General features: G+C 61.5%; 16 protein-coding genes. 7 read left to right on the top strand and 9 right to left on the bottom strand.

Annotation, left to right across the window (positions count from 1 at the left end; genetic code table 11):
• Window positions 1–22 precede the first annotated feature (22 nt).
• Entirely contained in the window at window positions 23–556 is a 534-nt protein-coding gene (locus EXY20_RS28860; RefSeq protein WP_135555731.1) for a YceI family protein, read from the top strand.
• Window positions 557–689: 133 nt separating this feature from the next.
• Window positions 690–1,352 carry a Crp/Fnr family transcriptional regulator gene (locus EXY20_RS28855; RefSeq protein ID WP_167859599.1) on the top strand — a complete coding sequence of 221 codons (663 nt, stop codon included), beginning with the start codon at window positions 690–692 and terminating at the stop codon, window positions 1,350–1,352.
• Window positions 1,353–1,484: 132 nt separating this feature from the next.
• On the opposite strand, the gene EXY20_RS28850 is transcribed toward EXY20_RS28855, so the two are convergent.
• Both EXY20_RS28850 and EXY20_RS28845 read right to left on the bottom strand, forming a co-directional pair.
• Window positions 1,485–1,640 carry a DUF1540 domain-containing protein gene (locus EXY20_RS28850; protein ID WP_135555728.1) on the bottom strand — a complete coding sequence of 52 codons (156 nt, stop codon included), beginning with the start codon at window positions 1,638–1,640 and terminating at the stop codon, window positions 1,485–1,487.
• A 93-nt stretch (window positions 1,641–1,733) separates the two neighbouring features.
• Window positions 1,734–3,104 carry a TrkH family potassium uptake protein gene (locus EXY20_RS28845; RefSeq protein WP_407944942.1) on the bottom strand — a complete coding sequence of 457 codons (1,371 nt, stop codon included), beginning with the start codon at window positions 3,102–3,104 and terminating at the stop codon, window positions 1,734–1,736.
• 160 nt (window positions 3,105–3,264) lie between these two features.
• On the opposite strand from EXY20_RS28845, the gene EXY20_RS28840 reads away from it, so the two are divergent.
• A complete protein-coding gene (locus EXY20_RS28840; RefSeq protein ID WP_135555726.1) occupies window positions 3,265–3,855 on the top strand; it encodes a hypothetical protein in 591 nt (196 codons plus the stop codon).
• Window positions 3,856–3,865: 10 nt separating this feature from the next.
• Here EXY20_RS28840 and EXY20_RS28835 read toward each other — a convergent pair whose 3' ends face one another.
• Together EXY20_RS28835 and EXY20_RS28830 are read right to left on the bottom strand one after the other, a co-directional pair.
• A complete protein-coding gene (locus EXY20_RS28835; protein ID WP_135555724.1) occupies window positions 3,866–4,753 on the bottom strand; it encodes an RNA polymerase sigma-70 factor in 888 nt (295 codons plus the stop codon).
• Window positions 4,754–4,773: 20 nt separating this feature from the next.
• Entirely contained in the window at window positions 4,774–6,051 is a 1,278-nt protein-coding gene (locus tag EXY20_RS28830) for a phytoene desaturase family protein (RefSeq protein ID WP_135555723.1), read from the bottom strand.
• Window positions 6,052–6,215: 164 nt separating this feature from the next.
• On the opposite strand from EXY20_RS28830, the gene EXY20_RS28825 reads away from it, so the two are divergent.
• Window positions 6,216–6,689, top strand: a complete 474-nt coding sequence (locus EXY20_RS28825; RefSeq protein WP_135555721.1) for an NUDIX hydrolase — start codon at window positions 6,216–6,218, stop codon at window positions 6,687–6,689.
• A gap of 63 nt (window positions 6,690–6,752) precedes the next feature.
• Here EXY20_RS28825 and EXY20_RS28820 read toward each other — a convergent pair whose 3' ends face one another.
• Window positions 6,753–6,884: a DUF4023 domain-containing protein gene (locus EXY20_RS28820; protein ID WP_135555720.1), complete on the bottom strand. Its 132-nt coding sequence runs from the start codon at window positions 6,882–6,884 to the stop codon at window positions 6,753–6,755.
• Window positions 6,885–7,149: 265 nt separating this feature from the next.
• On the opposite strand from EXY20_RS28820, the gene EXY20_RS28815 reads away from it, so the two are divergent.
• Window positions 7,150–8,652, top strand: coding sequence for a M23 family metallopeptidase (locus EXY20_RS28815; protein WP_135555718.1), 1,503 nt, complete (start codon window positions 7,150–7,152; stop codon window positions 8,650–8,652).
• 3 nt (window positions 8,653–8,655) lie between these two features.
• Here the strand turns inward: EXY20_RS28815 and EXY20_RS28810 are convergent, their stop codons facing one another.
• Window positions 8,656–9,453 carry an AraC family transcriptional regulator gene (locus EXY20_RS28810; protein WP_135555716.1) on the bottom strand — a complete coding sequence of 266 codons (798 nt, stop codon included), beginning with the start codon at window positions 9,451–9,453 and terminating at the stop codon, window positions 8,656–8,658.
• A 167-nt stretch (window positions 9,454–9,620) separates the two neighbouring features.
• Here EXY20_RS28810 and EXY20_RS28805 point away from each other — a divergent pair, with 167 nt between their 5' ends.
• Window positions 9,621–11,870 carry an FAD-dependent oxidoreductase gene (locus tag EXY20_RS28805; RefSeq protein WP_135555715.1) on the top strand — a complete coding sequence of 750 codons (2,250 nt, stop codon included), beginning with the start codon at window positions 9,621–9,623 and terminating at the stop codon, window positions 11,868–11,870.
• 231 nt (window positions 11,871–12,101) lie between these two features.
• Window positions 12,102–12,290 carry a hypothetical protein gene (locus tag EXY20_RS28800; protein WP_135555713.1) on the top strand — a complete coding sequence of 63 codons (189 nt, stop codon included), beginning with the start codon at window positions 12,102–12,104 and terminating at the stop codon, window positions 12,288–12,290.
• Window positions 12,291–12,464: 174 nt separating this feature from the next.
• On the opposite strand, the gene EXY20_RS28795 is transcribed toward EXY20_RS28800, so the two are convergent.
• From EXY20_RS28795 to EXY20_RS28785, 3 genes are read right to left on the bottom strand one after another with little or no spacing between them, the layout of a single operon-like run.
• The gene (locus EXY20_RS28795; RefSeq protein WP_135555711.1) at window positions 12,465–12,752 is read right to left on the bottom strand and encodes a hypothetical protein; all 288 of its coding nucleotides are present in this window, start codon (window positions 12,750–12,752) and stop codon (window positions 12,465–12,467) included.
• Between the two features lie 56 nt (window positions 12,753–12,808).
• Window positions 12,809–13,651: a helix-turn-helix transcriptional regulator gene (locus tag EXY20_RS28790; protein WP_135555710.1), complete on the bottom strand. Its 843-nt coding sequence runs from the start codon at window positions 13,649–13,651 to the stop codon at window positions 12,809–12,811.
• A gap of 59 nt (window positions 13,652–13,710) precedes the next feature.
• Window positions 13,711–14,475: a phytanoyl-CoA dioxygenase family protein gene (locus tag EXY20_RS28785; RefSeq protein WP_135555707.1), complete on the bottom strand. Its 765-nt coding sequence runs from the start codon at window positions 14,473–14,475 to the stop codon at window positions 13,711–13,713.
• Window positions 14,476–14,643: the final 168 nt, after the last annotated feature.

The following is a 14,643-nucleotide window of genomic DNA, read 5'->3' as shown; positions in this document are numbered from 1 at the left end:
ATTCCAGAGGAGGAATTTTATCATGGCAAATACGGTTTGGGCAGTAGACGCGGCGCACAGCAGTCTCGATTTTTCGATCAAGCACATGATGATCGCGAAGGTGAAAGGCACGTTCCACAAGTTCGAAGCGCAGATCGCTGCGGATTTGGCCGACCTGACGACCGCCGACATCAAGGTGAGCGTCGATCTCGACAGCATCGACACGCGCAACAGCGACCGCGATAATCACTTGCGCTCCGGCGACTTCTTCGGCACCGAAGAGCATCCGAAGATGACGTTCGAATCGAAGCACATCACGAAGACGGGCGACGGCGAATACGATGTGACCGGCAGTCTGACGATCCGCGGCGTTACGCGCTCGGAAACGTTCGCCGTCTCATTCGAGGGCTCGGGCCAGGATCCCTGGGGCAACACCAAGGTCGGCTTCAGCGGCTCCGGCAGCATCAAGCGCAGCGACTTCGGCCTGACTTACAATGCCGTGCTGGAAACCGGCGGCGTGCTGATCGGCGACGAAGTGAAAATTTCGTTCGAAATCGAAGCCGCTGCACAGGCGTAAGACGACTGACGAAAAGCACCCGGTATCCGGTTTTTACGGATGCCGGTTTTTTTGTTTCGCTGCGCCGCAGGAAAATTACTCCTGTTGTCGAATATATTCGCTCATCAGATTTGGCATGTATGCGGAGGACCTTATGATTGAGTTGTTGCGCGAAGCGCCGATGTTTTCCCACTTGACCGATTACCAGCTGCAGAATATCGCGGCGGAATGCACGATGAGCACTTTCCCGGCGGGTACGATCCTGTTCCGCGAGAACGAGATGGGCACTGTGTTCTACATCGTCGCATCCGGCGCCATTAAAGTATTTACCTCCAACCTGGACGGGGAAAACAAAATTTTGTCCATCTTCACCCGAGGCGACAGCTTCGGCGAACTGGCGCTGCTGGACGGGCAGCCGCGATCGGCGACGGCGCAGGTGATCGAAGAGACGACGCTGCTGTCGCTCAACGGCAAAAATTTCAACCGCCTGCTGCGGGAGAATATCGACATCGCCTTTACGATCATCAAGCAGCTGAGCACCCGGCTCCGAACGATGAATCAGCACGTGCACGATCTGACTTATCTCGGCGCCAAGAAACGCGTCATGAAGGCGCTGATCCAACTGGCGTCCCGCCACGGCAGCCGCAGCTACAAAACGATCCGCATCGGCGTCAGCCTGAACTACGACGAGCTCGCGCAGCTGGCCGGGGTAACGAAGCCGCTGTTGTTCCAGGTGTTTCAGGAGCTGCAGGGCAAACAGATTTTGATTTTTTCGGAAAATGAGTTTTCGATCGACCTGGCGAAATTAAAAAACTAATCGACTAACGAAAGGGGGCGAATAAATTTCCACCTTGCCTGTGATAATAATTCTCACTATCGGCAACAATACGATATAGGAAGCCGCGATGACAAAAAAGCAGCCCGCTCGCAACGGGCCGCCGCTTTCTGGCTACACTTTGGATTCGAACGTTTTGCAATCCGTTTCCTCCGTGTTCGTCGCCCGTTTGCCGCGGTTGTTGACGACATAAATCGAGGAAGCGCTGCATTTGTTGCCGTTCGCCCAATATTTGCAGGAATTGACTTCGCACAGCACATCTTGCGCCATTGCCTATCACCTCCTTTGTTCCATAGGGTTGACGGAAAGCAGCCGCTTTTATACGTCGATCCCGGGAACGGGGAGGTTTTTTTGTTTGCGCGGTCAGCCGATCGAGATATGCCCTTCCGGGTGGCGGTACAGCTCTTTCTCCGGTTTGCGGGTCAGCGCGATGGCCAGCGTCACCGGTCCGAGACGGCCGATGAACATGAGCAGGATGAGAACGATTTTGCCGGCGGAGGTCAAATGGGACGTAAGCCCGAGCGACATGCCGGTCGTGCCGAATGCCGAGGTCGCCTCGAACAGGATGTTCAGGAACGGGGCGCTTTCCGTAACGGACAACGCCATCGACGCGAGCAGCACAACAAAACACGAGATGAGCGTAAACGTGATGGCGTGGTAAACGCGCTCGCGGGCGATCCGGTAGCGGAACAGCACGATGTCCTCTTTGCCGCGGATCATCGTCACCATCGCGCCGAGCAGAATCGCGAATGTCGTTACCTTGATGCCGCCGCCGGTCGAGCCGGGCGCAGCGCCGATGAACATCAGCAAGGCGATAAAAAATTGCGTCGCCTGCCGCATCGACCCGGGGTCGATCGTGTTCATCCCGGCCGAACGGGCGGAGACGGACTGGAACAGGGAGGCGAACAGTTTGCCGGGCCAGGACAGCGGCTGCAGCGTCAGCGCATTCGTAAATTCGAAGGCAAAAATGACAAGCGCGCCTAACACGATCAACACGGCGGAGAAGGCCAGCACCACTTTGGCATGCAGGCTGACCCGCTTGGACTTGCGGTAGGTCGCCAGCTCCGCGATGACGATGAAGCCGATGCCGCCGAGAATGATCAGCGCCATGGATACGATGTTGATGAACGGGTCGGTTACATAAGGAATGAAGCTGCCCGCCCGGTTCGGGAACGTGCCGAACAGATCGAAGCCCGCGTTGTTGAAGATGGAAATGCTGTGAAACACGCCAAAATAGACAGCTTGCCCGAACGGCAGCTCGAACGCCAAATAGGCGGTCAGCAAAATCGCTCCGGCCAATTCGATGGCGAGCGCGTACAACAGAGCGCTGCGGATGAGCCGGATGACGCCGGCGGTCGAGTCGTGGTTCATCGCTTCCTGCAAAATAAGCCGTTCGCGGAACGAGATCCGCCGCTTCATCACGAGCGCGACGAGCGTCGCCATCGTCATGAAGCCGAGGCCGCCGATCTGGACGAGAATGATGAGCACCGTCTGACCAAAAATGGAGTAGTGGGCGCCCGGATTGACGACCGACAGGCCGGTCACGCAAACGGCCGACGTCGCCATGAACAGCGCGTCGAGATAAGGCAGCCCCTTGCGGTCGACGAACGACACCGACTGCGCCAGCAGGACGGAGCCGATGAAAATGATGGCGACGAAGCCGAACGCCAGCACTTGCGGCGGGCTCGGGCGAAATTTCAGGATGCTGCGGATGAAGCCGCGTATACGGGACAAGGGTTTCACTCCGAATCGAAGGTAGTCGGTGCAAGACGGCTTTTTGAACAACCACTATTATACACGTTTTGTCCAAGGAATGCGGAAGTTGCGGAGAGCGGGTCCGCAACCCGGAGCGGGTTTGCTTCGTCTGGGAAAGAAACGGAAGGGGGAGGCGGGGATGAAAATGGTGGCGCTGCTGCTTGCGTTGTTGATTGCGGCGAGCGGGTTCGTTGCGGATGGAGTGGAGCGGTATGGGGCGGGGTCGGCGAAAGTGACGCCGTCCGCTGCCGAGTCGATACTGACCAAGCCGCCTGCCGATTCGGGGTTGTCAAGCTGGATGGGCTTCAAACTGGAGGTATTCTCCGATAAAACGGTCTATCGCGCGGACGAACCGATTCGGCTGAAAGCCGAGCTGGTTTACGAGGGGGCGGCGGATGAAATTACGATTTGGCATGGCCTTCCTTATGTGACGATCAGCATCGTTCAGCAGGATGGAGATTTCAAGGCCGAGGGGACAATTGCGACGCTGCTTACGTCGACCAAGCTGAAGAAAGACGCCGTCGTCGAAATTCCTTATGTCAAAAGCGGAGGTTACAGCAACAACGACCGCAATGCGCAGGAGATGCGACGGTTTTTCGCCGATCCCGATGTCAAGCTGCAGCCCGGTGTGTACAAGGTGACGGCGGAGACGCAGTTTTCGCTCGACAGCAAGGTGATAGGCAGCGAAGTGAAGATGGCGCCGTTCCTGATCATAAAAGTAGTGCGCTAGCTGCGGCGGTTCAGGTGACGCGCCGCAGCTTATCCGGATTGACGATGATGTAGATGTTGGCGATCCGGTCCTGAACGAGCCGGAACGTGAATACCGCCGTGACGTTGCCCTCCTCGTATGTGACGATGCCGGGCTGGCCGCCGACCGTCGCCAGCCGGAAGGAGAAGCTTTCGCCGGCTTTGGCCAACAGGCCGAAGGAGAAGCGGGCGATTCGGTCCGGCCCGAGGATCGGCTGTACCGCGGCCTTCACTTTGCCGCCGCCGTCGCTGTAGAGCACGGCGTCGTCGGCCAGCGCGGCGAGCAGCGTGCCGATGTTGCCGCTGGCCAGCGCCTGCACGAATCGCTCGGCGGCGCTGGTCGCCTGCCCGCCGACCGGAGCCCGGGCGCCGGCCTGCTCCGGCGGCAGCGCGCCGATCGCCCGCTTCGCCCGGTGAAAAATTTGCCGGCAATTCGTTTCGCTCTTGCCTACCATCGCCGCGATGTCGCCGTAGTCGAACTGCATCGCCTCGCGCAGCAGGAACACGGCGCGCTCCACCCACGACAGCTGCTGCAGCAGAAGCAGGTAGGCGGTCGTTACCGATTCCTGCTGCAAATAGCGCTCGGAAGGATCGAAGCCGCCGGCTCCGGCAACGATCGGCTCCGGCAGCCACGGGCCGACGTATACCTCGCGCCTGTGCCGCGACGAACGAAGCAGATCGATGCAGCGGTTCGTGACGATTTTGCACAAGTACGCCTTGCTGTTGCCGACTTCGGCGGACGCCGCTCCGTTCCAGGCGACGAACGCTTCCTGCACGATATCTTCCGCATCCATCACATGGCCGAGCATCCGGTAAGCGAGCGAGAACAGCAGCGGTTTGTAAGTCGTATACAGCTGCTCGGCGGTGGCCGCATGTTCCATGGACGTCCCCTTCTTTCCGCTTATTGAACGAGCCGGGCTGCTGCCCGCTGCGCGCTGGCCGCGGCGGCGTCCGCCAACATTTCGCGATGGCCGGCCCAGTCGCCGGCGACATACAGCCCGGCCAGCTCCGGCACCTCGGGGCCGGGCGGCGGTCCGGAGCGGCCGATATGCGGCTGATCGTGCACGACCGTCAAATGGGGCAAGAACTGCCGGGCTGCCGTTTCCTGCCGCCATCCCGGCTGCACCAGATCCATCGTGAGCTCGAGCTGCCGCAGATCGGCATCGGGATCGGTTGAGCCGCTGCCGGTGTACTTCATCGCATGCACCACGATTGTACCATTGTCGCTCAATTTGGCATAACGGGAGTGGTTCGACACATACACCGGTTGGTCGAGGCCGAGCGCAAAATGGCGGTTGCCCGCCGGCAGCCGCTTCAGCGCCAGATCGAGGCACGCTGCGGTGGAGGGCAGCGCTTCATCGCGCCAGCGGCGCAGCGACGGGATCGCTGCATCCTGCAGCAGACGCAGCGTCTCCGCCGGCGGAACGGCCGCGATGACGCCGGGCGCGTCGAGCCGGCTGCCGTCCGCGAGCCGTACGCCGGCAATTCGCCCGCTCTCGTGCAGGATCGCGGCTGCCGGCGATTCGGTGCGGATGTCGGCACCGGCACGGACGGCTCGCTCCCGCAGCCGGTCGACGATCGACTGCCAGCCACCGTCGACGTACAACACGTTGCTGGTCAGCGCTTGCCGCAGCTGCCGCAGCGCCGCTCCGGCCAACTGGCTGTCGATGTCGGCGCTGTACGTGGCCGTTCGATTGAGCGCGTACAACAGGTGGCGCACCATCGGCTCGCGAATGGTCGATTCGGCCCATTCGCGCAGGCTGACGCGCGGGATCGCGTCGCCGTCTATGCGGCGAAGCCGCGTCATGAAGCGGGCGAGCTCGATTTTGCCCGGCCAGGAGAGCAGCCGCGAGGCCGCGAGCTTGAGCGGGTCGCCGGGCAGGGCGGCGAGCGCGCCGCGCCAGATGGCGAAGCCGCTGGCGGCAGGGCTGCTGCCGGACGGGCGAATGCCGTAGCGCTTCAGCGCCCGGTCGAGGGCGCCGTCGCGATACAGCGCATGGCCGCCGAAATTGAGCGTGGCGCCGTTCTTCACGGCGGACTGGGCGCGGCCGCCTGCGCGGCTTGCCTTCTCCAGCAGGATCACCGGCCGGCCCGCGTCAGCCAGCTCGTTCGCCGCCACAAGTCCTGCCAATCCGCCGCCGATAATGACGGTGCTTCCATTTGCGTGATTCGATTTCATGATGAATCGTCCTCCTCGCGATCGTCTTGCCCTCAAGACGAGGAAGGGGCGTGTTGTGTGACAAAATCGAAAAAGGATTTTCGGATTGTTCTGAAGAAGGATGATTGTTTAATTACATCGATGAAAGCTTGGGTACATCAATAGAGGAACGAGGGGGATGGAGGATGGGGGAGGTACGGCTTACCGTTTCGGTTGCGGCACTGCTTATGAATGAACGCGAGGAAGTGTTGCTGGTGAAAACTCATTGGCGTGCGGATACGTGGGAGATGCCCGGCGGGAATGTGGAAGCCGGTGAGCCTTTGGACAAAGCGGTATGCCGCGAGGTTCGGGAGGAAACCGGCATCGTGATCCGGCCGCTGGGAATAAGCGGCGTTTATTTTAACGCAACGAAACATGTGCTGGTCGTGGTGTTTAAAGCGGCGTACGTGAGCGGGGAAATCGCGATACAGCCGGAAGAGATTCAGGAAGCCAGATACATTGCCATTACCGAGGCCAATATCGACCATTATATCACTCGCCCTCAACAGCGATCGCGCACGCTCGATGCGTTGAAGGCGGAGCGGCTCGTTCCGTATGAAACCTGGGAGGTTGGAGAAGCTTACCGCTTGGCGGGCAGGGTAAGCCCCGACCCCGAGTAAAGCGGCGGCTGGGCCGGCTTTTGGCGGCCTGATCCGCCGCTTTACGCTTTACGTGCGACGGCGCTATTTGTTCGTGGCGTGCTGTTTGTTCGAGAGCTTCTTTTCCGGGCTGCCTTTGCCCTGATGCTTGCGATTGGCTTCGTCCTTCGCTTGCTGGTCATGCAGCTTTTCCACAAACTGTTGCGTATTGTCCATGCTGCGCCTCCATTGTCGGTAAAGTCGAAAGTAGTATTTCCTTGGGCGGGCGAGAGTATGAAGGCGGCGAACAATTGACATGCGCCGAATCTCCCGCAGTAAACGTTGCCTGGTATGCTTGTATTCTCTCCTTTGCCTGCTACAAGTAATTAGGAGAACGAAATAGGCCATGTTTGATGGCCTATTCGGTTCCCGACTTATCCTATGGCAATCGGATCGGGCTTGTCGTACTATGAAGGTACTGATCTTGGGGAGGTTGTCTGCGATGAATCCGCGGAAGGAACGCACCGGCAAGGGGGGATCGTCCTGGACGCCGCGCAAGTTTGGCCTGTTGCTGGCGGGGCTGATCGTGCTGTCGGCCGGGTTGACGATATTGATTCGGGAGCAGCGGCGGGCGGAGGCGCCGGCCGCGGCGCAGACGGCTGCGCCGACTCCTTCGCCGACGGCGACGCCAATCCCGGCGCCCACTCCGCGAGCGGCGACGGAGTTCCGCATGGCCGACTTCGACCGCGGCTGGGTGCGGTTCCCCGACGGAGCCATGCTGACCGAGGACGGCGGCGTCAGCTGGCAAGAAGCGCCGGCAGGCTGGTCGCCGGAAGCGGCGGCTGCGAGCGGAAGCGGCGCAAGCGCGGGAGCCAATGCGAGCGGGAACGCGACGGGGGCGGGCGCAAGTGCGAACGGGACCGGAGGAGCTGGAATGGGTACAAGCGGAAGCCCGGCAGCGAGCGGGAACGCGGAAGCGGCTGCGCCGTCGCCGGCGACGCTGACGTATGCGGGCAAGCTGTACGCAGTGAAGCAGGCGCAGTTCCTCACCGCACGCATCGGCTGGGCGCTGCCTACGGAGCGAGGCGCAGAGTGGCCCAACGCGCTGCTGGTCACCGCCGACGGCGGCCAGACGTGGCAGGCGGAAGTGAACGAAGCCGTGCGCGAAGCGGTCAAGCAGGAGAAGGAGCGGCTGCAGCGGGAACAGACGGAAGCGGCATACTACGGCACGCCGCAGTTGGCCGAGAAGGCGATGCGCGCCAAATGGCAGCTGATTCCGGAAACCACCGCGCCCGGCGATCTGGTGCTTGTGCGCTCCGAAGGGCCGGGCGACATTTCGTGGCAAGGCAAAACGTACACGCTGCAGCCGTTCGCCGCCGGTTATTTCACCTATTTGCCGATTCCGATGGGCGTCAAGGCGGGCAAGTATCCGATCGGCGACCAGACGCTGACGGTGCAAACGAAGAAATTCGAAACGCAGTATTTGCAAGTAACGGAGCAAATGGAAGCCATGAAGCAGGACACGGCGCGCATCGCCGCCGATCAGGCGAAAATCGACGCCGCCCGCAGCAAGTCGGCGCCCGAGTTTCTGTTCACGCAGCCGTTCGTGAAGCCGATCGACGGTATCCTGACGACGCCATACGGCTACACGCGTTATGTCAACGGCAAGTACGACAGCTCGCACATGGCGCTCGACCTCGCCGCCAAAGAAGGCACGCCGATCCAGGCGACCAACGACGGCGTCGTGGCGCTGGCGGATACGCTTTATTTGACGGGCAATTCCATCTACCTCGACCACGGCATGGGGCTGTTCTCACAATATGCCCACATGTCGAAGCTGCTCGTCAAGACAGGCGACAAGGTCAAACGCGGCGACATCATCGGGCTAGTCGGCACGACCGGCTTCTCGACCGGGCCGCACTTGCACTTCACGTTCTGGGCGCACAATGTTCAGGCCAACCCGGACTTGTTCTTCGGCACAACGCCGTTTCGGTGGCTGAAATAGTCGTCACACCCGGTGCAGCTTGCGGTGCGCCGACGGCGTGGTGCCGAGCTTCGCGCGGAACACGCGGCTCAAGTAGAAGCCATTTTCGTATCCACAAAGCTGGGCGATCGCCTCGAGCGGCAGCGTCGTCTCCTCCAGCAGCCGGCTGGCGCGGCCGAGACGCAGGCCGGTGACGAAGTCGGACGGCGTCGCCCGGAACGCCGCGCGGAACCGCCGGGTCAACTGCACGGGGCTAAGCCCGAGCAAGTCGGATAACGCGCGCATCGAAAACGGCGCATACGCATGCTCGAGCAGCCATTGGCGCGCCTGGAGCATGTCCGGCTCCGGCCCGCCGTCTTCCGGCGGCGCTTCCTCCGCGGCCGCGCTGCGCTCGATTTCCACCAGTCGCCACACATCCTCGAGCATGTGCTTTATCCGGCCGAACGCCGGCTCCTCGCGCACCCCGCCGCCGATTTCCCGCATGTAGCGATAAGTCGAGGCCAGCCGATCCGTATCGCGGATCGTCCATTTTCCCCCGAGCGATGCGGCTTCGTCCGCCCCGGGTTCCTGCTCCCACACGAACTGCATGAAATGAAACGACAGCGGCGTGATCGTTCGCCGATGGAACGGGATGCCGGACGGACAGACGACGATGTCGCCGAACGCCGCCTCGCCGGCGTGGCTGCCGATCCGATAAGCGAACCGGCCGCTCTCCACCGCAAACATCGTCCAGAAATGATGCGTGTCACGCTCCAGCAGAAACTGCGCTTTTTCCCGCCAAAAGACGTAGCCCATCGGGTGCAGCGACCAATTGTTGCGCACAGCCGGATCCGCCTCCGTTCTCCGCTCCAATAATTGAAATAAAGTATATGACAATCGTAATACGCTGCATGTTATTTCGCAAGGACGTGATCTACAATAAAAGCATAAAGCGGAGAAAAGCGATTTCCTATGAATATGAAATCATGGATATAAAGGAGCGAGTGACAATGCGCAATGAAACGGTCCAAGCCGACGTCACGGTCGTAGGCGGCGGTCTGGCAGGCGTATGTGCGGCCATCGCCGCGGCCCGGCTCGGGCAGCAGGTAACGCTGATCAACAACCGCCCGGTGCTCGGCGGCAACTCCAGCAGCGAGGTGCGCGTCTGGGTGTGCGGCGCGACCGGGCACGGCATCCAGCGTTATGCGCGCGAAACGGGCATCATGGGCGAACTGTTCGTCGAGAACCAGTTCCGCAACATGGATGGCAATCCATATTTTTGGGACATGGTCGTGCATGAGGCGGTGCGCAAGGAAACGAACATCCGGCTGTTCCTGAACACGGACGTGCATGAAGTCGAAGCCGACGGGGACGAAAACAACCGTACGATCCGTTCGGTCACCGGCTGGATGATGGGTTCGGAGCGGCGGATTCGTTTCGAAAGCCCCGTGTACCTCGATTGTACCGGCGACGGTTTGGTCGGTTTTCTTGCCGGCGCGAAATACCGGCTCGGCCGCGAGGCGCGCGAGGAGTTCAACGAAGAGTGGGCGCCGCTTGTCGCCGACGACATTACGCTCGGCAGTACACTGCTGTTTTATACGAAAGATGTGGGCCATCCGGTCAAATATACGCCGCCGAGCATCGCGATCGACGTGACAAAAACGACGATCCCCGAGCGCCGCATCATCCGAAGCGGCGACAACGGCTGCGCGTACTGGTGGATCGAGTGGGGCGGCGAGCACGACATCGTGCACGACAACGAACGCGTCCGCGACGAGCTGTGGGCGGTCATTTACGGCATTTGGGACTATATCAAAAATTCCGGCAAATTCGACGCCGCGAACATGACGCTCGAATGGGTCGGCTCGCTGCCGGGCAAACGCGAATACCGCCGGTTCGTCGGCGATTATGTGCTTAACCAGAACGATATTTTGGCGCAGACGCCGTTCGAGGACCGCGTCGCGTATGGCGGCTGGTCGATCGACCTGCATCCGCCGCAAGGCGTTTACGCGACCGAAGCGGGCTCGAAGCATCTGCATGCGGACGGCAACTACCACATCCCGTTCCGCTCGCTCTATTCGGCGAACGTCGGCAACATGCTGATGGCGGGCCGCGACATCAGCGCTTCGCACGTCGCCTTCGGCACGACGCGCGTCATGGCGACGTGCGCCGTCATCGGCGAAGCCGCCGGCACCGGCGCCGCGCTCTGCGCCGCCAAAGGCGTCACCCCGCGCGAACTGCACGCGAACCATTTGCGCGAGCTGCAGCAAACGATGCTGCGCCAGGACGCCTCGATTATCGGCTTGCGCAACGAGGATGCCGCCGACCTGGCGCTCGGCGCCACGCTTACGGCATCCAGCGAGCGCAGGCGCGTCGCCGTCGAGCGTACCGTGTCGACGGTTGTGCTGACGACGGACATTGGCATCACGCTGCCGGTCGATCCGGCGCTGGACGGCATCGAACTGCTCGTCGATGCAGCCGAGGCCACAACGCTGACCGTCGAGCTGTGGGAGACCGGCCGGCTGGAAAACTATGTGCCGCATACGTTGGTGCAGACAGCGGAAGCTGCCGTGGCGCCCGGCGGGCTGCAATGGGTGAAGCTGGACCTGCGCTGGCGGCCGGAGTCGGCGCGCAACGCGTTCCTGGCGGTGAAAGCGAACGGCGCGCTGGCGCTCCATATGGACCACAACCCGACTTCCGGCGTGCTGGCCTACTGGAGAGGCGAAAATACGCGGATGAAAGCCGGGCTGGAGGAGCATCGCGCCGAGCAGCCGGTCGTGGAGTGGAGCATGCGCAAGTTCGAGCGCAAGACGCCTTGCTTCCGTCTGACGGCGCCTTCCGATGCCTATTCGGCGGCCAGAGCGACGGACGGCTATGTTCGTCCTTACGGCGGGCCGCATCTGTGGTCGTCGGAGAAGCTGACGGCCGGGCGGCCGGAATGGCTGCAGCTGGCGTGGAGCCAGCCGGTGACGGTGAGCGCCGTTCACGTGACGTTCAACGACGATGTCAACGAGGACTTGATCAACCTGCATCACCACATCACGCCGTTCGAAGCGATTCCGGACCTTGTCAAGGATTACCGGATCGAAGCGTACGTCGGCGGCAGCTGGACGACCGTTGCCGAAGGCCGCGACAATCACAAGCGCAAGCACATCCATGCGCTGGACGCCGCGGTGACGACCGACCGCCTGCGCGTCGTCGTCGAGTCGACCAACGGCGGCGAGTACGCCGAAATCATCGAAGTGCGCGCCTACGCGTAAATGGCCGGACACAGCCGACTCGTTTGAAAAGCAGCCGCTCCCGATCGTCGGGGACGGCTGCTTTTTGGCGGTGGCGCGGCGGCAGAGGCAAAATTGCCATTGCATCCTTCCGTATGATGGGGTAATGTAAAATTATGGACTGTACTCCTGCATATACTGTCTTGCCCGTCTGGCCGGGTTGGTCCTGCCGGTCAAGCGGCATGCGGAGCAGAGCGGAAGGGAGTGGAACCGATGGTCTGGATGCAGGCCGTGGCGTTGTATGGCATGCCGTTCTTCGGGTTCGGCTTCGTCCTTGCGCTTCTCAAGGCCGTGGAGAAAATCGTCAAACGGCAGCCCTATACCGCCGAAACGGTTTGCGCCGGCGTGCTGTTCGCCGTTATTGTGTGGACGATCGCGGTTGCGACGATGATATCGTCGTGATGCCGCCGGCGAAACGCTTCCGCATGCCGAAAGCGCCCATCATGGATCGGAAACGTTGCTTCATGCGCGCCATTCCCCCATCCGCCAACTAGCTCCTTGCCAAATAGGCCATGTTTTCTTGCCTATTTCGCCAGAAACGGGCCGTCCATACGAAATAGCCAGTGATTTCACTGGCTATTTCGCTTGAAATGCCGATTTGAAGGGGATCCGGGGCAAATAACCAGTGTTTTCACTGGCTATTTCCGCCGAACCGGGCGATAGGAGGCAAATAGGCCATTTTTCATGGGCTATTTTCGTTGCCGGGTTATAATCGGGCCATTCAGGGGGCGACTGCGTCCGGTTTTTCTTTTGCGGCGTTATTTTCAGCACGTCGTCGATTTTTTTGCCGTTGGCGATGGCGCCGCTGGCCATCCAGTAGTTGGCGTCCACCTCGAAGACATGGCCCTGCTTGACGGCAGGCACGCTTTTCCAGATCGGGTCCGCCAGCCATTCGTTCGCTTTTGGCCGAGGGCTATTGCTCATGAAGGGTCGACTTCCCCCGACATCCAGTCGCGGTGTTTGCGCCGGTATTCCTGCGGGGTCATGCCGGAGCACTTCTTGAACATGCGCGCAAAATAATTCGGGTCCTCGTACCCGAGCGAATACGCAATGTCCGACACGCGCTCGTCCGAGCCGGCCAGGCGCCGCATGGCCAGCGACGCCTTCAACCGGTGCGCGTACTGCAGCGGCGGCATGCCCGTCTCGCGCAGAAACAGCTTGCGCAGATGCGACTCGCTCGCGTTCGCGGCTTCGGCCAGCTCGGCCGCCGCCGGGAACGCGCCGGGCCGGCGCTCCAGCTGCGCGATCGCTTCGCGCACGCGGGCGTCGAGGCGGCCCGCGTCCGGCAGCTCGTCGCGAGCCGCAGCCGCACCGGCCGCCATCAGGCCGAGCAGGCGCAGCAGCCCGGCCTGCAGCAGCAGCGGCTTGCCGGGGCCGTCCGGCGCGGCGTCGTCCGCGAGCATGCCGCGCAGCACGGCGGCCAGCGGCTCCGTGTCGCCGGCGAGGCGCAGCGGGAACCGCAGCGATACCGGCCAGCGGCCGGCGAACGCCGCTTCGAAGTTGAGGCTGACGATGCGCAGCGACGCCGTCCGGGCGCGGCAGGTCAACCGCGTGCCCGGCGCCAGGAATAGCACATCGCCGGCAACTGCGCGAGCGACGGGCCCGCCGTCGGACAGCTCGATGGCTCCGTCTTCCAGCAGCCAGACGACCGCATTGTCCAGCAAGCGGCCGTCCATGCCCCACGTGTGGGAAAGCTCGTAGGCGTGAATGTGCAAAAAGCGCAGCTGCATCGCTTCCGTAATGCGTCCGGCCAGCGGGAGCATGGCTCAGCCATCCTTTCTTGCCCGCCGCTCGGGAAGTGTCTTGCCCGTCGTCCGGCGGGTTATTCCGCCGGAATCGTGCCGGCGATTTCGTCGTTGCGGCGGAACTTGTCGACGCCGCGCACGAGGTAGGTGCGGATCCGGCTTTTGTCGCCGCCCCAGTCGTCCATTTGGAATTTCACTTCCGGCGTCGTGTAGCGCAGCGAAAACGCCACGCGCGGAATGGCCGACGTGTTCGCCTTGGAGCCGTGAAACGTCGCTTCATTAAAGTAGACGACTTGGCCCGGCGTCATTTCCACGTCGATCGCTTTCGTTTCGTCGATATATCGGGCATCGATGCCTTGCTCGAACGCGCTGCCTGCGTCGCCGAGCTGTACATGTTCGGTCCGGCTGCGGTGCGTGCCGGGGATGATGCGCAGGCAGCCGTTTTCGGTTACCGAGTAGCCGAGCGTCACCCACGCGGTGGCGTTGATCGCCGGCTCCATCGGCCAGTAGTTGATGTCCTGGTGCCACGGGATGAACTTCGGATTGCCCGGCTCCTTGTACCAGAAATGCATCGCCCACAGCACCACGTCGTCGCCGAGAATTTGCGCAATCGGGTCGACGATGGCCGGATGGGTGGCCAGCTCGTATGCCCAGCGGTGACGCTGGTGCCACGCCGACATGTTGACGCCCGCCGCTCCCGGTTCGAACGGCGACATGCCGAGCGCTTCGAAGAACAGCCGGTAATACTTGTCCGCCTCGGCCAGCGTCAAGCCCTGAACGGGGCCGCTGAAGCCGTCCTGCCGGAATTGTTCGATGGAAAAAGGTGCGCCCTGGGTAATCATCGTTTCGCTTCCTCCTCAGTATAATCCGCATGAAACAATCTTGCTATCCTCATCATAAAACCTTTCCATTGGTTATCCCATACGGCAAAATGACTTTCACTAGCACAAAACGCGCCGCGCGAAAATACGGTCCCGCCGCAAACAAGTTGTCAAAAGATAACGATAGAA

This window comes from Paenibacillus cymbidii, from assembly GCF_004764705.1.
Taxonomy (GTDB): domain Bacteria; phylum Bacillota; class Bacilli; order Paenibacillales; family NBRC-103111; genus Paenibacillus_AN; species Paenibacillus_AN cymbidii.
Note: the sequence above shows the minus strand (reverse complement) of the source record. Positions and strands in the feature narration are given on the sequence as shown.